The organism is Rhizobium sp. WCS2018Hpa-16 (assembly GCF_031843705.1).
Classification (GTDB): domain Bacteria; phylum Pseudomonadota; class Alphaproteobacteria; order Rhizobiales; family Rhizobiaceae; genus Agrobacterium; species Agrobacterium tumefaciens_C.
Map to the genome: position 1 here is coordinate 31,407 of NZ_JAVTIX010000010.1, position 21,797 is coordinate 53,203.

The following is a 21,797-nucleotide window of genomic DNA, read 5'->3' on the forward strand; positions in this document are numbered from 1 at the left end:
GTGCGAAATAGGGATGAGGTAGAAGGTGCTGGCAGCCATCAGGCCAGCCGCTCGGATGATTTAAGCCGTGATTTTTCGCACGAAAATCTTCTTGACAGAAATACCGTTTCCCAATCACAAATAACCAACTGGTTACAAATTTTCGAAAACGGAAGATTGCGCCTTAACGGGAGTGAGGCGCCTTGGGAGGAAAATTTCATGCAGCGTATCGGCGTCATCATGCACGGCATTACCGGCCGTATGGGATATAATCAGCACCTCGTTCGCTCCGTTCTTGCTATTCGCGACCAGGGTGGCGTGACATTGAAGAGCGGCGAAAAGGTCATGCTGGACCCCATCCTTGTGGGTCGCAATGGCTCGAAAATCGAAGAGATTGCCCGCAAACACAATGTGGCGCGCTGGACGACGGACATCGATTCCGCGCTCGCAAACCCCGATGATACATTGTTTTTCGATGCAGGCACGACGCAGATGCGAGGCAGCCTGCTGACCAAGGCCGTCAAGGCTGGCAAGAATGTCTATTGCGAAAAGCCGATTTCCGACAACATGGATGAGGCACTTGCCGTCGCTAGACTGGCGGAAAGCGCTGGCATCAAGCACGGGGTGGTTCAGGACAAGCTGTTTTTGCCCGGTCTTCGCAAGCTTGCCATGCTCCGCGACAGCGGCTTCTTCGGTAAAATTCTGTCCGTGCGCGGTGAGTTTGGCTATTGGGTTTTCGAAGGCGACTGGCAGCCAGCCCAGCGTCCATCCTGGAACTATCGCCAGAAGGATGGCGGCGGCATTATCCTCGATATGCTCTGCCACTGGCGTTATGTGCTCGACAATCTTTTTGGCGAGGTCAAAGCCGTGAGCTGCCTTGGTGCGACCCACATTCCCCAACGCTTCGATGAGCAAGGTAACGCTTATGTTGCGGATGCGGATGACGCCGCTTATGCCACGTTCGAGCTGGAAGGCGGCGTGATTGCCCATATCAACTCATCCTGGGCGGTGCGCGTTCGTCGTGATGATCTGGTCACATTCCAGGTTGATGGCACCCACGGCTCGGCAGTTGCTGGCCTCACAAAATGCTGGACGCAACATCGCACCAACACGCCAAAGCCGGTCTGGAACCCAGACCAGCCGCAAACAATCGATTTCTACAAGACCTGGCAGGAAGTGCCAGACAATGTGGTTTACGATAACGGCTTCAAGGCGCAGTGGGAAATGTTCGTTCGCCATCTGGCCGAGGATGCGCCTTGGCCTTACGGGTTGATGGAGGGTGTCAAGGGCGTGCAGCTGGCCGAGCTTGGCCTGAAATCCTGGAAGGAGCGCCGCTGGCTCGACGTTCCCGCAATCGTTTGAGGAGGCTGACATGACTGACCTCAAATTACCGCGCGACGACCGCTCAATCGAAACTTACACGCTGACCGGCACACCGATTGCGCTGGAAAAACGCAGCGCCGCTGATTTCAACCGCGTGGCCTATGCCGCCGCCCATGTCGTGGCCGACCCTTTCGCAGACAATGACCCGTGGCTGACACCTGCTATCGATTGGGAGGGAACCTTACGCTTTCGCCATCGCCTTTGGGATATGGGCCTTGGCGTAGCGGAAGCCATGGATACAGCGCAGCGCGGCATGGGGCTTGGCTGGCCGCAGGCTCAGGAACTCGTTTCCCGATCGCTGAAAGAAGCTGCGACCCGCAAGGATGCGCTGATTGCCTGCGGCGTTGGAACGGATCATCTGACCGGCACGCAGTACAGCCTCAACCAGATCGTTGACGCCTATCTGGAACAATTGGATTTTGTTCAGGGTAAAGGCGGGCGCGTCATCTTGATGGCTAGTCGTGCACTTGCCTCCAATGCAACATCGTCAGATGACTATCTGGAAACATATGCCCGTGTTCTGGCCCATGCCAGTGAAAAGGTCATCATTCACTGGCTCGGTGAAATGTTTGATCCGGCGCTTGAAGGCTATTGGGGCGCAAGCGACCATATGGCGGCCATGGATACCTGCCTTGATATGTTGGCCGCAAACGCCGACAAGATCGATGGCATCAAGATTTCGCTTCTTTCCAAAGAAAAAGAAATCGCCATGCGCCGCCGCCTGCCAGCAGGTGTGCGCATGTACACAGGTGATGACTTCAACTACGCCGAACTGATAGCAGGTGATGAGCACGGCCATTCCGATGCGTTGCTCGGCATTTTCGACGCGATTGCGCCTGCCGCATCCAAGGCTCTGGCGAGTTTAAAGCAGGGCGACACAACCGATTTCTACAAGGTTCTAGAACCGACCGTCGCACTGTCCCGCCACATCTTCAAAGCCCCTACCCGCTTCTATAAGACAGGTGTTGTGTTTCTGGCCTATCTGAACGGCCTGCAGGACCATTTCACCATGATCGGCGGGCAGGAAAGCACGCGCTCCACGCAGCATCTCGCCGAGCTTTTCCGCCTGGCAGACAAGGCCAATGTTTTGGCAGACCCGGATGATGCGACGAGACGCATGAAAAATCTGCTGGCCGTCAGGGGCGTGCATTGAGATGGCCAGCGCACCCGTTTTGAAGGTCAAGGACGTCGCAATCTTTGAGCGGCGTCTCAGCATGCGCATGCCCTTTCGCTTTGGCGCAGCAACGGTCACGGAGGCGGCGCAGATATTCCTGTCCGTCATCATAGAGGATGAAGGCGGGAAAACGGCCACGGGATATGCCGCCGAGTTGATGGTGCCGAAATGGTTCGACAAGAACGTCGACCTCAGCAACGCCGACAATGAGCAGCAATTGCGCCGCTCCGTGCATATAGCGGCACAGCTTGCGAAAGAGGCAGCACCCGCCACCGCCTTCAGCCTTCATGCCGCGCTTGAGCCACAGCAGCATGAGCAGGCATCGGCGGAAGGTCTGAACGGTTTGATTGCTTCCTTCGGCCTGGCGCTGGTAGACCGCGCTGTCCTTGATGGCCTCTGCCGTTTGCACGATCTGGCGATTGCGGATGCCATCCGCATCAATCTGCCCGATATCGATACATCGACAACGCCTGATATCGCTGGCTTCGATGTTAAGGGCTTCCTCAGCCGGTTGCAGCCGCAGAAAATGATGCATCTTCGCCACACGGTGGGCTATGTCGATGCGTTGACGCCGGCAGACATCAACTCCGCCCGCCACAATGATGGCTTGCCGGAATGCCTGAGCGAAGAAATCGGGACCTATGGCATCCGCTATTTCAAACTGAAACTATCCGGCAGGCCCGTGGAAGACACACAGCGCCTGATCCAGATCGCTAGTGTTCTTGACAGTTTGCCAGACTATCAGGTCACATTGGATGGGAACGAGCAGTTTGCGGATGAGGCAGCAGTCATCGAACTGATGGACCGCATCGCAGCGGAACCGACCCTTCAGCGATTGCGTCAATCGCTTCTTTTCATCGAGCAGCCGGTCATTCGAACCGTGGCACTGTCCAAACCAGTCAAGATGTTGGCAGGGCGCGTTGCGCTTGAGATCGACGAGTCTGATGGCACCAAGGATGCGTTTCTTGAGGCCAAGGCACAAGGTTATCTCGGCGTATCCTCAAAATCCTGCAAGGGTTTCTACCGCTCTCTTCTCAACAGAATGCGCATGGAACAATGGAACGCAGAAACGGCGGGTGGCTATTTCATGTCGGCGGAAGATTTGACGACGCAAGCCGGCATCGCGGTGCAGCAGGATCTGGCGCTGGCGGCGCTGATCGGCCTTGGCCATATCGAGCGCAATGGACACCATTATGTCGATGGCATGCAGGGGGCCTCGGACACCGAAAATGCCGCATGGCTTTGCGCGCACGGTGATCTCTACGCAGATCATGCCGGACGCGCGCGTCTGCACATTACAAAGGGTGAGCTTTGTCTGGAAACAGTGCTTGCCGCCAAGGGCCTCGGCGTTGCGCAATCCGCCGCAAAGGCAACATTCCAAACGCTTCAATCGGGGGAGAAGACCATATGAATCTTGAAGGTCTTTCAATCAATTTCGCCACTATCAAACAGGGCGGCGCGTTCGGCACCTTGGTGGACGCCTGCCTTGCCCATGGCATTACCACCATTTCACCCTGGAGAGATCAGGTCCACGGCGTGGGCCTTGCGGAAGCAGCGCGCATCGTTGAGCAAAACGGCATCAGCCTGAGTGGCCTTTGCCGAGGTGGCTTTTTCCCGGCAACGGATGCAAAAGGGCGCCGAGACGCTATTGACGACAACAAACGCGCCGTCGATGAAGCAGCAGCTCTCAAGGCTGATTGCCTTGTTCTTGTTGTCGGCGGATTGCCCGCAGGTTCCAAGGACATCGCGGGCGCGCGACAGATGGTGGAAGACGGCATGGCAGAGCTTTTGCCCTATGCGAGGCAAGCTGGCATTCCGCTCGCCATAGAGCCGCTTCATCCATTCTATGCCGCCGACCGCGCCTGCTTCAACACGCTGAAACAATCGCTCGATCTCTGCGAAAGATTAGGCGCTGGCACAGGTGTTGCCATTGATGTCTACCACGTGTGGTGGGACCCGGAGCTTGCCGAGCAGGTGGCACGCGCTGGCCGCAACGGCCAAATCCTTGCGCACCACATTTGCGACTGGCTGGTGCCAACCACCGATCCTCTCAATGATCGTGGCATGATGGGCGACGGCGTCATCGATCTCAAGGGCTTTCGCCGCATGATTGAGCAGGCCGGGTTCTTCGGCCCGCAAGAGGTGGAAATTTTCTCCTACAATTGGAACGCCCGGCCCGTTGACGAGGTGCTCTCGACGGTGGTCGAGCGATACGTTTCAGTGTGTCAGGCCTGAAGCATCCGCGTTACAACGTCATCCCCCGCGACCGCAGGGGATGACGCACATGCCGATCAGCGTTCCTTGCTGACGCCTTCAAAACGGGAATACCAAGGGCTGACGATCATGCCCTTGACATCACTGCGATAGGCCGCTGTATCCACCACCTCGGAAAACGGCTGAATCGAGAGAACCGCGTCATTCATATAGGCTTGGATATCTTCATAGGCCTTGGCCTGCTTGGCGGGGTCGCGCTCCACCAGAGCAGCCTCGATCATCGCGTTCAGCTTCTCATCGAAGAAACTCGTGCGCCAGCTCTGGTAGTTGGTGAGCTTGGCCTCATCGGCATTGTTGGGATTATAGGCAAGGGAGCGCAGATTGTTGTCCGGGTGCGGTTGCTGACCACCGCCGCCACGACCGACCAGAAGCTCGAATTTACGTTCGCGCATCGCGCCATAAATCTGGTCGCCGGAACCGCTGATCAGCTCGGCCTGAATGCCCGCCTGCGCCAAGGTGTTCTGGATTGCCGTCGCGGCCTTCATGAACGGATCTTCGGATAGAACGCGCAAAGTGGTTTTGAAACCTTCGGGATAACCCGCCTCTGCCAGCAACGCCTTTGCCTTGGGAATATCGAGCTTGAAGCCCTGGTCCGGCAGCGAGCCGAGAACGCCTGTGCTGATGGGGCGCTGGTGCAACTTGCCATAGAATGGCATGACCGCCTTATCCAGCCCCTCGTAATCGATCAGATAACGTAGCGCCTCGCGGACCTTCTTGTTGGCAAAACGCTCGTCTTTCATCGAAACGCCGAGATAGTAAAAGCCTGAACCGGGCGTGGATTCGATGGCAATTTCCTTGTCTGCCTGAAGCGAGGTCAGGTCCGGCGCCTGCAAGGAATAGGCAACATCGATGTCACCTTTTTCGAGCATCAGGCGCTGCGACTGGGATTCCGGCAGATGGCGCATCAGGACGCGCTTCATCGCAGGCTTTTCGCCCCAGAAATCATCGTTGCGGGTCAGGATGATGAATTCGTTGGACTTCCACTGACCGAGCTTGAAAGGACCGGAGCCCGCCGAATTCAGCGTCAGCCATGCGGCACCCATATCGCCGTCTTTTTCATGCTCCATCGCTGTCTTGCTATCGATGACGGTGCCGGGACCATTCTGCCCAAGGATCATCAGAAGCAGATTTGGATCATCCGGCTTTGGCAGATTGAGAACGAAGGTCTGCTCATCCTTGGCCACAAAAAGCGTGTCCGCCTGCTCGACCTTATAGCCGCGGGTCTTCAAGAAGGACGACTGGGCCAGATTGCGGACGAGGAGGCGCTTCAGGCTCCACACCACATCCTTCGTCGTCACCGGATTGCCGGATGCGAAGCTGGCATCTTTTCGCAGATGGAAGGTGATGGATTTGCGGTCTTCAGCAACCTCCCAACGCTCTGCTAGGCGGGGCTGAATGCTTCTATCCTTATCCGAAAGTGTCACCAGCGTGTCGTAAACATTGTTCAAGACCTGCACGGTCTCGCGTCCGGTAATCGCTGCGGGATCGAGCGTCAGAATATTGCTCATCGTGGTCGCGACCACCAACTGGTCTTTCGGCGTTTCGGCGAAAGCATCAAGCGGTATGGCGCCGATCAACAAAGCACCCACCGCTACTGTTGCAAAGAAATGTCTCATCTTTCCTCCCATTGGCCGCTCATCCATGACGGCATTGACTCAAGACCAGATCGGCACTCCTCTGCGACGACGCTGATCAATTAAAGAATGGCTAAAACGGGCGCCACCAGCGCACGTCCAATATCGGCGGTCGCCTCACCCTCCAGGTGTACGCCATCGATGGATGACGCGCTGGCAACGGTGCCGGCATCAAAGAATGCACAATTCACCTCTTCCGCCAGCTTTTCGTAGAGGGGCGACAGGCGCTGAGACTCTGCGATCCGCCGACCTGCGGCGGGCGCACCCGTCGGCCCCGCCACGCAGGCAGGCGGCGCGACAATCAACAGGCTCGGTCGGAATGACCGAGGCTTGTAGGGAAATGTGTCGACGATCTGCGCCAGACGTCGCACCCCTGAAACAGCCGTTTCGGCCACGCCTCCATGCACGGGCTTGAGATCATTCGTCCCCAGCATGATGATGACGAGGTCAAGCGGCATGTGGGAAGCAAGCGATACCTCCAGCGCCTTGGCGCCATTTCGGCAGGCAGGTCCAGCATGGTCATCGTAACAGGTCGTTCGCCCGCCAAGCCCCTCGGCAATGACACGCGCCTTGCCTTCAAGACCCGCTTCCAGCACTTCCGGCCAGCGGAACTCACGCGGATGGCGCAATCCGGTCGCCGGGTCTGCACCCCAGGTCAGGCTATCGCCGAAGGCAAGGATCGTCTTCATCTCTGGCCTCACCGGACGCGATTGTTTTCGATGAAGCTGAAATCGATGTCCTCTCCCAGACCCGGACGATCAGGCACATGCACGTAGCCATCTGCGTCCATCGGGTCGGACAGGGATTTTAGATAATCGAAGCCATCATCATATTCGAGGAAAGGATGCAGCAGCCCGCGCTCATACCAGCGGCAATTCTTGGTCGCGGCCACCACGTGCAAGTTCATGGCCGTGTTGCCATGCACTTCACACTCCACGCCAAAGGCTTCCGCAAGGTGCATGGTTTTCAGCGCAGGTGTAATGCCACCAACATCATTGACGCCTGTTCTCAAAATATCGCAGGCACCCGCCTTCAACCATTCCGCCCGGTGCCAGTGCTTCCCAGCCGCACTTTCAGGTCCGACGACCGGAATATCGAGATTATCCGCCAGCCATTTGTAGGATGACATGGACTGCTCATCCATCGGCTCCTCAATCCAATCGAAATCCAGCTTTTCGAGACCACGCCCCAAAGCCAGCGCATCCGTGCGGGAATACCAATGGAAGGCATCGATCATCAGGTGGATATCGGGACCCACCGCTTCGCGAACGGCAGAACAGGCCTTGAGATCCATCTTGACATCCGGCGCCCAACTGACAGGTGGCATCCAGGTGTGCAGCTTGATGCCTTTATAGCCGCGCTGTACCAGCGTTTCAGCAAAGCGACCGTAGTCCTCAGGGGTCGCAAGGCCGCCTTCAAGCTCATCCCCGCACATGATCGAGCCATAAGCGAGCACCTTATCGCGATAGCCACCGATCAACTTGTATACAGGTTGGTTAAGCGAACGACCGGCCAGATCCCACAGGGCGCAGTCAACAACAGCCAGCGTGCGGTCAGTCAATTGCGCAGCAGATCCCCTTTGCCAATGCGCGAGGTCTTGCCACAGTCGTTCGCGATCGCGGTGATCGGCGCCGATAAGAACCTTTTTGACAAATTTCTCGATGAGATGGGGGCGAACAATTTCCGGTGCGGTAAAGGAATGCCCTTCCTGACCATCTTCCGTGCGGATTGTCAGCATGGCCTGCTCAACCTGATGCGCCGGACCCGGATGCGCGTGGCCGGCACTATCGGAATGGCGACGCGTAGTGGTTTTGAACACCCGCACGTCCACGTCGGTAATAATCATCTGTCCTCCCTCTGCAGCCCGGCGGCCACCGACACTATATATGCATCCTATTAGACAGATATGCAACTATTTGTCAAACATGTATGACATGTTGTCTTTTTCGCATGAGGGCAGCAGCCAGCAATCCGCGAAAGGATCGATCCGTTGCCTTGCGCGTTTGTGTCTTGAGCGAAACTTTAGTAACGCTTGCGTCTTTCCAGCAGTCACCTGCACAAACATAGAGCCTTTAATGCCCTCCCAATCTGCCGGTTATTTATACGCGCTTGCGGCCTTCACCATCTTTGCCGCACAGGATGGCATTTCAAAGCACCTCGGCTCGGCCTATCCGCCCGTCCTCGTCGCCATGCTGCGCTATTGGGCTTTCGCGATCTTCGTCATCATCCTCGCGCTGAGGTCGCAAGCAGGGCTTCGCAAAACGGCCACCACTCAGCGTTTCTGGCTTCAATCCAGTCGCGGTGTTTTGCTTGCGGTGCAGATTGTTCTCGCGATCTTCTCGTTTTCCATCGTGGGGCTGGCGCATACCCACTCCATTTTCGCGGCAGCCCCTCTCTTTGTCGCGGCATTGTCTGTCCCGATCCTGGGTGAACAGGTCGGCTGGAGGCGATGGTCGGCCATTCTGGTTGGTTTTCTCGGCGTGCTCATCATCCTCAAACCGGATGAGAGCGGTTTTGACCCGGCTTTGCTGATAACCTTTGCTGCCGCATTGCTGTCCGCGCTTTACAGCGTGTTGACACGCCTTGCCAGCCGCACTGACACGGCCATGACAAGCTTCTTCTACACCGGCGTGCCAGGCGCATTGGCGCTGACACTTATCGGCCCGTTTTACTGGGTTACGATGGCGCCAACCGATTGGGTCTGGATGCTGGCCCTGTGCATAACAGGCATGAGCGGGCACTACCTGCTCATCAAAGCCTTCGAGCTGGCCGATGCCGCGACCGTGCAGCCTTTTTCCTATTACCAGCTCGTGCTGGTCTCCATCATGGGCGTGAGCCTCTACGGAGAGGTGTTGAACGCCCACATGATTGTGGGCGCAGTCATAGTCATCGCAGCCGGCCTCTTCACAATCTGGCGGGAACAAATGGTTGCCCGCAGGAACAAGAGACTGTCGCTATAGGGAATGGCTGGCTTTGGCCTCACAGCGCAACAGCATGCCGAACAGATCTTTCGGCTCATCCGGGTCTGCCAGCAGGTCCAGCTCGTCGAAAAACCCTGTGGAGGCGAGTTTGGACCTGACATAGCGCAGGGCCGAGAAGTCTTCGATTGCAAAGCCCACGCTGTCGAAGAGGGTGATCTGTCCGTCGCCCTCGCGCCCAGGTTTGCCGCCTGCAATCACTTCCCAAAGCTCCGTGACAGGGTAATCCGCAGGCAACTGCTGAATTTCGCCCTCGATGCGGGTTTGCGGAGGGTACTCCACGAAAATTCCTGAGCGAAGCAGAATATCCCTATGCAATTCCGTCTTGCCGGGACAATCACCGCCCACCGCATTGATGTGAACGCCGGGGCCAACCATATTGTCCGTCAAGATGGTCGCATATTGCTTGTCAGCGGTAACGGTCGTGATGATATCGGCGCCTTCGACCGCATCTTCCGCACTCTCGCAAATCGTCATCGTAAAGCCGGAGCCCTGAAGATTGCGCTGGCATTTGAGGCTCGCCTCCATATCCACATCATAAAGCCTGAGATGGTCGACACCCATGATTGCCTTAAAGGCGCGCGCCTGAAACTCGCTCTGCGCACCATTGCCGATGATGGCCATTGATCGTGCGTTTTTGCGCGCAAGGTATTTGGCAGCAAGTGCCGATGTAGCGGCAGTCCGCAGGGCTGTCAAAATCGTCATTTCAGAAATCAGCATCGGATAGCCGTTGCCAACATCAGACAAGACACCGAATGCCGTAACGGTCTGGCGGCCTTGCTTGGTATTCTTGGGATGTCCGTTGACGTATTTGAACCCGTAAAGTTGGCCATCGCTGGTTGGCATCAACTCGATGACACCTTCCATGGAATGGGAGGCGATACGCGGCGTCTTGTCGAACTGCTCCCAGCGTCTGAAATCCTCTTCCAGCGTATCGGCGAGTTCGGACATAAATGTATCGATGCCCACGTTCAGGACCAGCTTCATCATGTTATCGACACTGATGAAGGGGACGATATTGAGGTTCGGTAATACCATGATCCAGCCCTCCTCAGCCAGCTCTCGTCGGTCGGTCCAGAACACGCTTGCCCATCAGGCTTGCGGTCAGATCCACCATCAGACGCGCAGTGCGGCCCCGCTCATCCAGAAACGGGTTGAGCTCGACAAGATCGAGGCTCGAAACCAGGCCGCTGTCGCAGAGCATTTCCATCACCAGATGCGCTTCACGGAACGTGGCACCTCCCGGCACCGTCGTGCCCACCGCAGGCGCAATCGATGGATCGAGGAAATCAACATCGAGGCTGACATGAAGCAGACCATTCGCCGCCTCAACTCTCTGCAAAAACGAGCGCAACAACACGCCGACGCCGTGCTCATCGATCATGCGCATGTCGTAAATGGTCACACCGGTTTCACCGAGTGCGGCGCTTTCAGCCGGGTCGACACTGCGAATGCCGATCATGCAGATGTTGTCTGGACTAACGGGATGCGTAACTTTGGGGAAGTAACCTTCAAAGCCTTCGCGCCCGCTGTAATATGCCACCGGGGTTCCGTGGAGGTTTCCGCTGCGGGTGGTTTCCAAGGTGTGATAATCCGTGTGGGCGTCCAGCCACAGGACGAAGAGTGGCCTGCCCACCTCTGCGGCACGCCGGGCAACGCCAGTCACGCTGCCCGCTGAAATGGCATGATCGCCGCCCAGAAATATCGGCATCGCGTTTTCGCTTTCGCGATAGGCGATTTCCGTGAGCGCCTCGGTCCAGGCAACCGTCTCAGACAGGTGATGAACGGCGCTGTTGGGATGGGCAAACTCACGAAGCGGTGCGGGCGTGATGTTGCCCAGGTCAACCACGCCATGGCCAAGATCTTCCAATGCAGTTTTCAGACCCGCTATGCGCAGCGCGCTTGGTCCCATCTCGCACCCCAGATGTCCGGCACCGATCTGCAAGGGTACCCCGATCAACCTGCATTCCATGAGCGTCTCCCTCGCTTTGAACTCATGAAATTGAACCATTTGACGATGGCAATATGAACAATGCATATTGGCAAAACTGATTTCACTTCCTACCAATTCGGTCAATCGAGTTTGCAAAGTGGCACAATGGATCAACTGGACACGAAACTGATAACGCTTCTGCGTCACAACGGGCGACGCAGCATCTCCGACCTCGCGCTGGAAACAGAGACATCCCGCGCCACGGTACGGGCACGCATAGAACGGCTGGAGGCGAACGGCACGATTGTCGGCTACACCGTCGTTCTGCGGGCCGATGCGGCAGCGGCAACCGTGCGCGGCATCATGATGATCGAGATCGAGGGGCATGTGACCGACAGAGTGATCCGTGCCCTTGGCGGCTTCCCTGAAATATCCGAGATACACTCGACAAACGGCAGATGGGACCTGATCGTTGAACTGAGCGCGCCGACGCTCGCCGATTTCGATTCCATACTGCGCCGCATCCGTCTGGTACTGGGCATTACCGGCAGCGAAACCAGCCTTCTTCTGTCCACCTCACGCTCGACCAAGGCGCGGCTGTAGCAAAGCCATAAGCGTTCCCCTCGGCCTCTCTTACGGTCTTTGGCTCTATCAACTTATGGTACTGGATTCACTCATTTAACCGATACCATAGAGACGCCAGGATGCCTGAAAAGTATAAGGGTTGAAAGCGCTACCAGCGGGCGCGATCATCGCATAAAACCTCAACCTTTGGCTTAATTGTTCGGATCAGCGCCAATTTGCTGCGCTGCGGCGCGAAAATATGCCAAACTTGTGAAGTCTCCTTCCTGTACAAGTATGATCTCATACAGCACCCCATGCCGTGACGACAAAAAAGTATCAGCAATTTCTCCGCAATGATGTGGAATGATCGGGCTGAACACTGGATGCTCCGGCCAACGTTCGAGGTCAGTTGGAGAGGAGCCAATGGCCAGCCCTTAAGGGGATGTAGCGTTTGAGGGAGAGAGTATCTATGCAACCCGATCTTGAACTGGTCCATATCCGCAAGGGCGAGTCTTTCGCAGCCTGGACGCATGGCTACCCGTTCCGCACGGTGCGCTGGCATTACCATCCCGAATATGAAATCCACCTCGTGGTGGCGACATCCGGCACGTTTTATCTCGGCGATTTCGTCGGCACATTCAGCCCGGGTCAGCTCATCATGACAGGCCCCAACCTTCCACAGAACTGGATCAGCGATATTGAGGAGGGCGAGATCGTCCCGGCCCGTTCGCTTGTCATCCAGTTTCCCGACGCCTTCATCGAAGGTGCCTGCGCATCCATGCCGGAGATGGAAGCGGTGCGCCCGCTTCTGGATCGCAGCCGTCGTGGATTACTTTTTGACGATGCAACCAGCGCGACCGTGCGCCCTCTCATCGAAAAACTGCTGGAAGCGCAGGGCCTGAAACGCCTTGCCCTGTTCTGGGAAATTCTCGACCGTCTCGCGGCGGGGGATCACGAGGTGCTTGCAAGCCTCAGCTTCCAACTTGATCTGACAAGCACGGAAGACAGCGGGATCAACCGCGCCTTGTCTCACTTGCGCGAGAACCTGACCGATCAGGTCGAAGAGAGCGAGCTTGCAGAAATGTTCGGCCAAAGCCCGAGCACGTTTTCGCGGGCCTTCAAGCGCCACACCGGCACGACGCTGGTGCGCTACCGCAACCAGATGCGCATCGACCTCGCCTGCAAGATGCTTTTGGCGGACCTCGACGTCAATGTCGCAGAGGTTTGCTATGAAGTGGGGTTTTCGAACCTGTCCAATTTCAACAGGCATTTCCTGAAGTTGAAGGGAATGTCTCCATCGCAGTTCCGTACGACATTCACGGCGCAAAAGGCGTTCATGATGGCGGACTGATCGAGCCTGACAATCTGACTTTAAACCATTCGGGCAGCGGTCTGCTGTCTGGAAACGCGCAGCTATGCCTGCATTCATCCATAAGGGAGGAACCTAGATGAAAAAGATGCTTCTTTCGGCCACCGCCGCACTGGCTTTGTGCATCACACCCGCACTCGCCCAGGAAAAACTCAAGATTGGAATGACATTCCAGGAATTGAACAATCCTTACTTCGTCTCGATGCAAGAAGCCTTGAAAGAGGCCGCAGCCAGCATCGGCGCAGACGTGATCGTGACCGACGCGGCTCATGATGTTGCAAAGCAGGTTTCCGATGTCGAAGACATGCTTCAGCAGAAAATTGATATCCTGCTGTTGAACCCAACGGATTCCGCCGGCATCGAAGCCGCCGTTCACGCTGCTAAGGCCGCAGGCGTCATCGTCGTTGCCATCGATGCCAACGCCAATGGCCCGGTCGATACTTTCGTCGGCTCCAAGAACCGCGATGCTGGATACCTCTCCTGTAAGCATCTAGGCGAAGCCCTCGGCGGCAAGGGTGAAGTTGCCATTCTGGACGGCATTCCCGTTGTGCCGATCCTCCAGCGCGTCGAGGGCTGCAAGGCAGCTCTTGGTGAGTTCAAGGAAATCAAGCTGGTCGACACCCAGAATGGTCGGCAGGATCGCTCAGTCGCGCTCGGCGTCGTTGAAAACATGATCCAGTCGCATCCGAAACTCGCCGGTATCTTCTCGGTGAATGATGGCGGGGCCATGGGTGCACTTGCCGCCATTCAGGGTTCCGGTCGGGATATCAAGCTGACCTCGGTCGATGGTGCGCCTGAAGCAGTGAAGGCCATTGCCGATGGCACCAACTTCATCGAGACAACAGCCCAATTCCCGCGTGACCAGGTTCGCGTTGGCCTTGCCATGGCGCTTGCCCAGAAGTGGGGTGCCGTTGTCGTGCCGAAGGAAGTTCCGATCGACGTGCGCGTTGTAGACAGCAAGAACGCCGCTGACTTCAGCTGGTAACAAGCCACAGCCAAGCCTGCACCCACGGCAATTTGGGTGCAGGATTTTTCAACGACCGAGGAGGGCAGAATGCTTGAACTCAAAGGGATCAGAAAAAGCTTTGGCCAGATCGAAGTCCTGCGTGGCGTCGATCTGACAGCGCGCGCAGGAGAAGTTCACGCACTTCTTGGCGAAAACGGCGCTGGCAAATCCACGCTGATGAAAATTCTCTGCGGCATCATAAAGCCGACGGACGGCGCGATCCTGATTGAAGGAAAAGAGCATCAATTCGCCAATTACGACGAGGCCATCGCGGCTGGGATAGGCATCGTCTTTCAGGAATTCAGCCTGATACCCTATCTCAATGCTGTCGAAAACATGTTCCTCGCCAGAGAGTTGCGAGGGCCAATCGGCCTTCTGGACAGAAAAGCCATGCGCATTCGCGCAGCCGAAATCATGCGCCAACTGGCGGTCGATGTGCCTCTTGATGTGCCGGTGCACCGCCTGTCTGTCGCAGAGCAGCAGTTTGTCGAGATTGCCAAGGCACTCTCCCTCAATGCCCGTATTCTGGTCTTGGATGAGCCGACGGCAACGCTGACACCATCAGAGACCGAACACCTGTTCAATGTGATGCGCACTTTGCGCAGTCAGGGCGTCGCGATCATTTTCATCTCCCACCATCTGGAAGAAATCTTTGAAATCTGCGACCGCATCACCGTGCTTCGCGACGGAGAATTCATCGCATCCTGCCTCGTGTCCGATGTGGACAATGACCGTCTCGTCGAGATGATGGTGGGACGTCGGATAGAGAATAATTTCCCACCCAAAACGGGAACGACAAGCAGCGCGCCCATCGTGATCGAATTGGAAGAGCTGCAACTCAAGAAGGGCGGCCCGATCTCGCGGTTCGCCTTGAGAAAAGGCGAGATACTGGGCTTTGCCGGTCTCGTCGGCTCGGGGCGGACGGAGACTGTGCTCGCCATGCTAGGCGCGCATTCTTTCGCACGCCGCAAGCTCAAGATGGACGGCATCGAAAAGCGTTTTTCCGGCCCCGATGATGGCCTCGCCAGCGGCGTCGGCCTGCTGCCGGAAAGCCGCAAGGATGAGGGTCTGATCACCAGCTTTTCCATCCTCCAGAACATCTCGCTCAATAACTACAAGAAGTATCGCAAGAACCACTGGTTCATCGATCTGAAAAAAGAACGCCGCGATACCCAGGACGCCATGGATCAGGTCCGCGTCAAGGCCCAAGGCCCAGACGCCCGGGTCGATACCCTGTCCGGCGGCAACCAGCAGAAGGTCGTCATTGCCAGGTGGCTGAACCACGATATGCGGGTGCTGATCTTCGATGAGCCAACCCGTGGCATCGATGTGGGTGCCAAAGCTGAAATCTATGCCCTGATGCGCCAGTTCACCGAACAGGGCTACTCGATCATCATGATCTCATCCGAACTGCCAGAAATCATCGGCATGTCCGACCGGGTCTGCGTCTTCCGCTCAGGCGGCATCGTGGCGACGGTCGAGGGTGACCTTGTGAATTCCGAAACAATCATGACCCATGCGACCACCGGGAGAGTTGAACATGTTGCCTGATGCAAACGCCGACGCAGCAACGAGATCCAACGGCCTGACCCTTGGACGCTTGCTGCAAACGCCTCTCGCTCTGCCCCTTGTCGGGCTCATTGTTGTCTCCATCATCATGGGGCTGGCGAGCGATAATTTCTTCACCCTGAACAATATCATGAACGTCCTGCGCCAGGTGTCCATCGTCGGCATCCTCGCGGTCGGCATGACCTTTGTGATCCTCACCGGCGGCATCGATCTTTCTGTCGGAGCGGTCATGGCCCTTGTCGGCACGCTGTGTGCGGGCATGATGGTGAAAATGGGCATTCCAGCCATCGCGGCGCTGGGAATTGGCCTCTCCATCGGCATCGCAATCGGTCTGCTGAATGGCGCGCTCGTCGCCTGGGGCAAGATGCCAGCCATTATCGTCACACTGGCAACCATGGGCATGGCGCGCGGGCTGGGGCTGATCTATTCGGGTGGCTATCCGATCAGCGGTATTCCGAGCTGGATTTCGTGGTTCGGCGTCGGTCGCGCAGGTTTTGTACCTGTGCCTGTCATCATCATGGTGGTGACATATGCTCTCGCCTGGGTGCTTCTCCAGCGCACCGCCTTCGGTCGCCATGTCTACGCACTGGGTGGCAACGAAAACGCCGCCCGCCTTTCCGGCGTGAAGACGCAGCGGGTAAAACTCGCCGTCTACGGCATTGCCGGTTTCACATCGGCTCTCGCAGCCATCATTCTCATCGGCCGTTTGATGAGCGGTCAGCCCAATGCCGGTGTGGGTTTCGAACTGGATGCCATTGCAGCCGTGGTCCTTGGTGGCACAGCGATTGCAGGCGGACGCGGCCTCATCCTTGGCACTCTGATCGGCGCGATCCTGCTCGGCATTCTCAATAACGGGCTCAATCTCATGGGCATCAACCCGTATCTGCAAGATGTGATCAAGGGGGGCATCATCTTGCTGGCCATCTATATCGGGCGCGAATGGCGCTGAAATCATTGACCTTTTTTTCAAAATAATAGGAGAATACCATGTCTCAATCACTACAAGGCAAGATCGCCGTCATCACCGGAGCGGCATCGGGAATTGGCCTCGCAACCACCGAAGCATTGCTGGAGCAGGGTGCCACCGTTGTGATGGTGGACTGGAATGAAAAAGCTCTGGGTGAACTGGCCGCAAAATTGGGCGAAAAGGCCATTCCGCAGGTTACAAACCTTTTGGATGCGGATAGCTGCAATGCGATGATCCCTGAAATCCTGCAGAAGGTCGACCATATCGACATCCTGTATTGCAATGCCGGGACCTATATCGGCGGCGACCTCACGGAAACCAACCCCGAAGCCATCGACAAGATGCTCAACCTCAACGTCAACGCAGTCATGAAAAACGTGCATGCCGTTGTTCCCCATATGAGCGAGCGCAAAACCGGCGATATCATCGTCACATGCTCCATCGCGGGCCACTATCCAACCTATTGGGAGCCGGTTTACGCAGCATCAAAATGGGCCATCACCTGCTTTGTCCAGACAATGCGCCGCCAGATGATCCCGCACGGCGTGCGTGTTGGTCAGGTATCGCCCGGCCCCGTCGTATCAGCGCTTCTGGCAGATTGGCCTGAAGAAAACCTGCGCAAGGCAAAAGAGGCCGGTGCCTTGATTGACCCGAGCGAGGTGGCTGACGCCATCGTCTACATGCTGACACGCAAACGCACCGTCACCATCCGTGACATGCTGGTCTTGCCGACAAGCTTCGACCGCGTTTAAGACAAGGCAGGCAGGAGAAAATAGATGGCTCAGTATCTGATCGGCGTTGATGTTGGAACCGGCTCTGCGCGAGCGGGTGTCTTTGATACCTCAGGTCAGCTGCTGGCCGTCGCGAAGCGGCCCATCTCCATGCATCGCGAAGATGGCGGCATTGTCGAGCAATGCAGTGAGCAGGTTTGGTATGCCGTTTGCGAAGCCGTGCGCGAAAGCGTTTCGCACGCGGGTATAGACCCCGCCCATGTGGCAGGCATCGGTTTTGACGCGACCTGTTCACTCGTTGTGCGTGGCGCTGGCGAAGAGACCTTGCCCGTGGGTGATCCCGCCCACCCTGAACGGGATATCATCGTGTGGATGGATCACCGCGCGGTCGAACAGGCTGACCGCATCAACAAACAGGGACATGACGTTCTGAAATATGTGGGCGGTCGCATCTCTCCGGAAATGCAGACGCCGAAACTGCTCTGGCTGAAGGAAAACAGACCGGAGATCTACGCGCGCGCAGAGCATTTCTTCGATCTGGCAGATTTTCTGACCTGGAAAGCCACCGGCGCATTGGATCGTTCCAGTTGCACCGTAACCTGCAAGTGGACCTATCTCGCGCATGAGGCGCGGTGGGACGCTGATTATTTCCGCCAGATCGGGCTGGGTGATCTGGCCGATCAGAATTTTCCGAGGATCGGCCAAAGCGTTGTCGAGCCGGGAACTGCTCTCGGAACCGGCCTGACTGCGTTGGCAGCGCAAGCCATGGGTTTGCTGGCTGGCACCGCCGTCGCTGCCGGTTTGATCGATGCCCATGCTGGTGGTGTCGGTACGGTTGCAGCCGGTGGAGACGCACGAAACTGCCTTGGTTACGTTTTCGGCACGTCATCCTGCACCATGACGACAACGGAAAAGCCGGTGTTCGTGCCTGGCGTATGGGGTCCATACTATTCTGCCATGGTGCCGGGTGCATGGCTGAACGAAGGTGGCCAGTCGGCCGCCGGAGCGGCTATTGACCAACTGGTGCAACTGCACCCATCGACCGAGCAGGCAGCGCAGCTTGCCGCCACCGCCGGAAAATCACTGCCGCAGTGGCTTGCAGACCAGGCGCTGGAGCACGCTTCGACATCAGCAAAAGCAGTTCGCCTTGCAGATCATCTCCATGTCGTGCCTGAGTTTCTGGGCAATCGTGCGCCCTTTGCAGATCCCCATGCCCGCGCCGTCATCATGGGGCAGGGAATGGAAACCGGCCCGGAGTCGCTTATTGCGCTTTATATCGCAGGGATATGCAGCCTGGGATACGGGCTGCGGCAGATCATCGAGACACAGGCGACGCATGGCGCGCCGATATCAACCATCAGCGTCAGCGGCGGTGCAGGCTCTCACCCGCTCACACGTCAATTGCTAGCAGATACAACCGGCTACCCGGTCGAAATCACCGAATGCGAAGAGCCGGTTCTGCTGGGTTCTGCCATCCTCGCATCTGTCGCGGCAGGGCTTTACGACGATCTTCAAACCGCGATGCCCGCAATGTCGCGTGTGGCGATGCGCTGTGATCCGGATCAGACAGTCGCAGCTTTGCATGACACACGTTACGCGGCCTTCATGTCGCTCCAGACAGTGGCACGCCAGATCCGCCATTCCATGGACGAAATAGCCTGACCGCAAAGGCGGCATTTCGCATCACCATCATCGGCTCCACGCCAGACATATGAGGCTATCATGCAATTCTCAGGAAAATCCGTCATCATCACAGGCGCGGGCAAAGGCATCGGGCGCGCCTGCGCGCTTTTGATGGCTGAGCGTGGCGCAGAGGTCGTGGCTCTCAGCCGCACCCAATCCGATCTCGACGCGTTGCGAGCAGAGATTGGCGGGCGCTCCATCCGCGTGGATCTTGCAGATGCTGCCAGCGCACGTTCCGCAATGCAGGAAGCAGGAACCTGTGATTACCTGATCAACAGTGCCGGAACGAACGTTCTCGAAAGCGTCCTGGATATGACCGAAGATGGCTATGAGGCGGTCCTCGCCATCAATCTACGCGCAGCACTCATTACATCGCAGGAATTCGCACGCGCACGCATCGCCGCCGGTGGTGGTGGCGCCATCGTCAACATCACCTCCATTGCGGGGCATCGCGGTTTTCAGGATCATCTCTGCTATGCAGCTTCAAAGGCCGGACTGGAAGGCGCAACCCGTGTTCTCGCCAAGGAACTTGGCCCGCACGGCATCCGGGTCAATGCCGTCGCACCGACGATAACTCTCACAGAACTGGCCACAGCGGCCTGGAGCGATGCTGAAAAAAGCGCCCCCATGATGGTTCGCCACCCTCTCAACCGCTTTGCTGAAGCCGAGGAAGTGGCGCAAAGCATTGCCCTGCTTTTGTCGGATGACAGTAAAATGATCTCTGGCGCTATGCTGCCTGTGGATGGCGGCTTTCTTGCGGTTTAACCACCTTGATGTGGTGTAGCAGGACAGCGGAAGGGACGGTTTTCGGGGAACAGATCAGGCCACCAGTTGTTAGCGAAGGGAATCCATTTCCCGCAAGCAACAGATTGGACATATCATGGCCGACACAAATTACCCAACACCGCCCTACGCTGACCAGAAGCAGGAGCCACCCGGCACAACCGCGCAAATGAGCCCGAAGCCCGATCACGGTGAAGAGTCATATCGTGGTAACGGGCTCCTCGCAGGCAAGGTCGCTTTGATTACAGGCGCGGACTCAGGCATCGGCAAAGCCGTTGCCATTGCATTTGCCCGCGAAGGCGCCAACGTTCTGGTGTCTTACCTGAATGAGCATGAGGACGCCGAAGATACAGCCAAGTGGATTGAAGAAGCTGGCCGCAAGGCGATCCTCGTTCCTGGCGACATTAAGTCTGAAGCACACTGCAAATCGCTCGTTGCCGAAGCCGTCGAAAAGCTCGGTGCCATTGATATTCTCGTGAACAATGCGGCCTTCCAGCGCACCTATGCCTCGATTGAGGATATCACTGCCGAAGAATGGGATGAGACATACCGCACCAATATCTATGCTCCCTTTTTCCTTGCCAAGGCAGCAGTGCCCTTGATGAGAGCAGGCAGCGCGATCATCAACACGACGTCGATCCAGTCGCGTCAGCCCTCCCCCAATCTGCTCGCCTATGCCTCCACGAAAGGTGCAATCTCTAATTTTACCGCTGGTCTCGCGGCTATGGTTGCAGACAAGGGTATTCGCGTGAACGCAGTGGCTCCGGGACCGATCTGGACGCCGCTCATCCCATCCACCATGCCGGCGGAAAAAACGGCAAAATTTGGCGCAAATACGCTGATGGAGCGCGCCGGACAGCCGGCTGAGCTTGCTGGCGCCTATGTTCTGCTGGCATCCAATCTGGGTAGCTACATGACCGGCGCTGTCATTCCGGTAACCGGCGGCGAGATCATGATCTAACGAAAGAACAAAGAGCTTTCCGTTTTTCCTATAGAAAAGCCTGTATCAACCAGAAGCCACTGCTTTCATTATAGATTCAGGAAGTACTCAAAGCTCATTTCCTGCATCGGCCTCGTCTGGAAAACGCGAGGTGAAGCGGATAAAAGCAAGCCTGCCCCATTGATGGGGCGGGCCAATACCATTTAAGCGACCCACCGATGCCCAAAATTGGTGACCAATCAGGCTATGCGATAGCGTCGCTTCGCCAGCGAAGCTGGCATCATCAAAGTATCATTTCGGATACCGAATTCCCAGTAATTTTGATGATATTTCGCGCGGATTGTTGCAGATCCGAGACACGGCGGGGCGAAATTGTTGATGCTACCCTGCGTTGATTCATGGGTGTGCTGGATGCAAATTAATTTACATCCTAAGGTAAAAGCAAATCACCTAACATTTCTCCTCATCATTGCAAAAACCAATGATGCAGACCCTTCAATATTGCGGCGAATGCCCATGTTCGCCACCGCTAAATAGGCCAAACGCATGTCTTTTGCATCTCGTTGTCTTGCCTTGTTGTCAGCATTTTTTATGTGCGTAAAAATCCCGGCACGTCGTTGGTTGCATCTTTTGACGTTGGCGATTCTGGCGATAGCAGCAAACACGCAAGTGGCCTTTGCGGACTCAAATGCGTGTTTAAGTCTCAACGTGCAGATAACGTCGCAGGCCGGCGAAGAAGAAAAGTTCACTCTGCAAGACGGAAGCAACTTTGCCGCAGACGAGGAATTCGTCTTCACAATAACAACAAAAAATTCCCACTCCAGTGAAAT

At 56.7% G+C, this 21,797-nt stretch carries 20 protein-coding genes; 14 read left to right on the top strand and 6 right to left on the bottom strand.

From position 1 onward, the window contains the following. Window positions 1–198: 198 nt before the first annotated feature. Genes RQI55_RS21540 through RQI55_RS21555 form a run of 4 tightly spaced genes read left to right on the top strand, consistent with a single transcriptional unit; the run spans window position 199 to window position 4,771 of the window. A complete protein-coding gene (locus tag RQI55_RS21540) occupies window positions 199–1,341 on the top strand; it encodes a Gfo/Idh/MocA family oxidoreductase (RefSeq protein WP_311273740.1) in 1,143 nt (380 codons plus the stop codon). Between the two features lie 10 nt (window positions 1,342–1,351). Continuing rightward, window positions 1,352–2,515, top strand: coding sequence for a dihydrodipicolinate synthase family protein (locus tag RQI55_RS21545; protein ID WP_311273741.1), 1,164 nt, complete (start codon window positions 1,352–1,354; stop codon window positions 2,513–2,515). Between the two features lies 1 nt (window position 2,516). Next, the gene (locus RQI55_RS21550) at window positions 2,517–3,947 is read left to right on the top strand and encodes a mandelate racemase (RefSeq protein ID WP_311273742.1); all 1,431 of its coding nucleotides are present in this window, start codon (window positions 2,517–2,519) and stop codon (window positions 3,945–3,947) included. After that, window positions 3,944–4,771 (top strand): sugar phosphate isomerase/epimerase family protein, encoded by an 828-nt coding sequence (locus tag RQI55_RS21555; protein WP_311273743.1) that lies wholly within the window; start codon window positions 3,944–3,946, stop codon window positions 4,769–4,771. The genes RQI55_RS21550 and RQI55_RS21555 overlap by 4 nt, the downstream gene beginning before the upstream one ends. Before the next feature lie 56 nt (window positions 4,772–4,827). On the opposite strand, the gene RQI55_RS21560 is transcribed toward RQI55_RS21555, so the two are convergent. The 3 genes from RQI55_RS21560 to RQI55_RS21570 form a co-directional block, all read right to left on the bottom strand. Then, a complete protein-coding gene (locus RQI55_RS21560) occupies window positions 4,828–6,426 on the bottom strand; it encodes an ABC transporter substrate-binding protein (RefSeq protein WP_311273744.1) in 1,599 nt (532 codons plus the stop codon). An 80-nt stretch (window positions 6,427–6,506) separates the two neighbouring features. After that, the gene (locus RQI55_RS21565) at window positions 6,507–7,133 is read right to left on the bottom strand and encodes an SGNH/GDSL hydrolase family protein (protein ID WP_311273745.1); all 627 of its coding nucleotides are present in this window, start codon (window positions 7,131–7,133) and stop codon (window positions 6,507–6,509) included. Between the two features lie 8 nt (window positions 7,134–7,141). Next, window positions 7,142–8,290: a mandelate racemase family protein gene (locus tag RQI55_RS21570; RefSeq protein WP_311273746.1), complete on the bottom strand. Its 1,149-nt coding sequence runs from the start codon at window positions 8,288–8,290 to the stop codon at window positions 7,142–7,144. A gap of 229 nt (window positions 8,291–8,519) precedes the next feature. On the opposite strand from RQI55_RS21570, the gene RQI55_RS21575 reads away from it, so the two are divergent. After that, window positions 8,520–9,404: a DMT family transporter gene (locus tag RQI55_RS21575; protein WP_311273747.1), complete on the top strand. Its 885-nt coding sequence runs from the start codon at window positions 8,520–8,522 to the stop codon at window positions 9,402–9,404. Here RQI55_RS21575 and RQI55_RS21580 read toward each other — a convergent pair. Together RQI55_RS21580 and rocF are read right to left on the bottom strand one after the other, a co-directional pair. Continuing rightward, window positions 9,399–10,460, bottom strand: a complete 1,062-nt coding sequence (locus tag RQI55_RS21580) for an ornithine cyclodeaminase (RefSeq protein WP_311273748.1) — start codon at window positions 10,458–10,460, stop codon at window positions 9,399–9,401. The two genes, RQI55_RS21575 and RQI55_RS21580, sit on opposite strands and share 6 nt — an antisense overlap. A gap of 13 nt (window positions 10,461–10,473) precedes the next feature. Then, the gene (gene rocF, locus RQI55_RS21585; RefSeq protein WP_243257934.1) at window positions 10,474–11,394 is read right to left on the bottom strand and encodes an arginase; all 921 of its coding nucleotides are present in this window, start codon (window positions 11,392–11,394) and stop codon (window positions 10,474–10,476) included. A 126-nt stretch (window positions 11,395–11,520) separates the two neighbouring features. On the opposite strand from rocF, the gene RQI55_RS21590 reads away from it, so the two are divergent. From RQI55_RS21590 to RQI55_RS21630, 9 genes are all read left to right on the top strand, one after another. Next, entirely contained in the window at window positions 11,521–11,958 is a 438-nt protein-coding gene (locus RQI55_RS21590) for an Lrp/AsnC family transcriptional regulator (RefSeq protein ID WP_311273749.1), read from the top strand. 430 nt (window positions 11,959–12,388) lie between these two features. Next, window positions 12,389–13,270, top strand: coding sequence for an AraC family transcriptional regulator (locus tag RQI55_RS21595; protein ID WP_311273750.1), 882 nt, complete (start codon window positions 12,389–12,391; stop codon window positions 13,268–13,270). Window positions 13,271–13,367: 97 nt separating this feature from the next. Continuing rightward, window positions 13,368–14,273: an ABC transporter substrate-binding protein gene (locus tag RQI55_RS21600; protein WP_192067272.1), complete on the top strand. Its 906-nt coding sequence runs from the start codon at window positions 13,368–13,370 to the stop codon at window positions 14,271–14,273. Between the two features lie 69 nt (window positions 14,274–14,342). Continuing rightward, complete coding sequence (locus RQI55_RS21605) at window positions 14,343–15,845, top strand: sugar ABC transporter ATP-binding protein (RefSeq protein WP_311273751.1); 1,503 nt, start codon at window positions 14,343–14,345, stop codon at window positions 15,843–15,845. Then, window positions 15,835–16,812: an ABC transporter permease subunit gene (locus RQI55_RS21610; RefSeq protein WP_311273752.1), complete on the top strand. Its 978-nt coding sequence runs from the start codon at window positions 15,835–15,837 to the stop codon at window positions 16,810–16,812. The genes RQI55_RS21605 and RQI55_RS21610 overlap by 11 nt, the downstream gene beginning before the upstream one ends. A 38-nt stretch (window positions 16,813–16,850) precedes the next feature. Beyond that, window positions 16,851–17,582, top strand: coding sequence for an SDR family oxidoreductase (locus tag RQI55_RS21615; protein ID WP_243257928.1), 732 nt, complete (start codon window positions 16,851–16,853; stop codon window positions 17,580–17,582). 24 nt (window positions 17,583–17,606) lie between these two features. Then, complete coding sequence (locus tag RQI55_RS21620; RefSeq protein ID WP_311273753.1) at window positions 17,607–19,223, top strand: FGGY-family carbohydrate kinase; 1,617 nt, start codon at window positions 17,607–17,609, stop codon at window positions 19,221–19,223. Window positions 19,224–19,283: 60 nt separating this feature from the next. Beyond that, window positions 19,284–20,009, top strand: coding sequence for an SDR family oxidoreductase (locus RQI55_RS21625; protein WP_311273754.1), 726 nt, complete (start codon window positions 19,284–19,286; stop codon window positions 20,007–20,009). A 115-nt stretch (window positions 20,010–20,124) separates the two neighbouring features. Further along, entirely contained in the window at window positions 20,125–20,988 is an 864-nt protein-coding gene (locus tag RQI55_RS21630; RefSeq protein WP_311273755.1) for an SDR family oxidoreductase, read from the top strand. 425 nt (window positions 20,989–21,413) lie between these two features. Here the strand turns inward: RQI55_RS21630 and RQI55_RS21635 are convergent, their stop codons facing one another. Beyond that, the gene (locus RQI55_RS21635; RefSeq protein ID WP_311273756.1) at window positions 21,414–21,632 is read right to left on the bottom strand and encodes a hypothetical protein; all 219 of its coding nucleotides are present in this window, start codon (window positions 21,630–21,632) and stop codon (window positions 21,414–21,416) included. Window positions 21,633–21,797 lie beyond the last annotated feature (165 nt).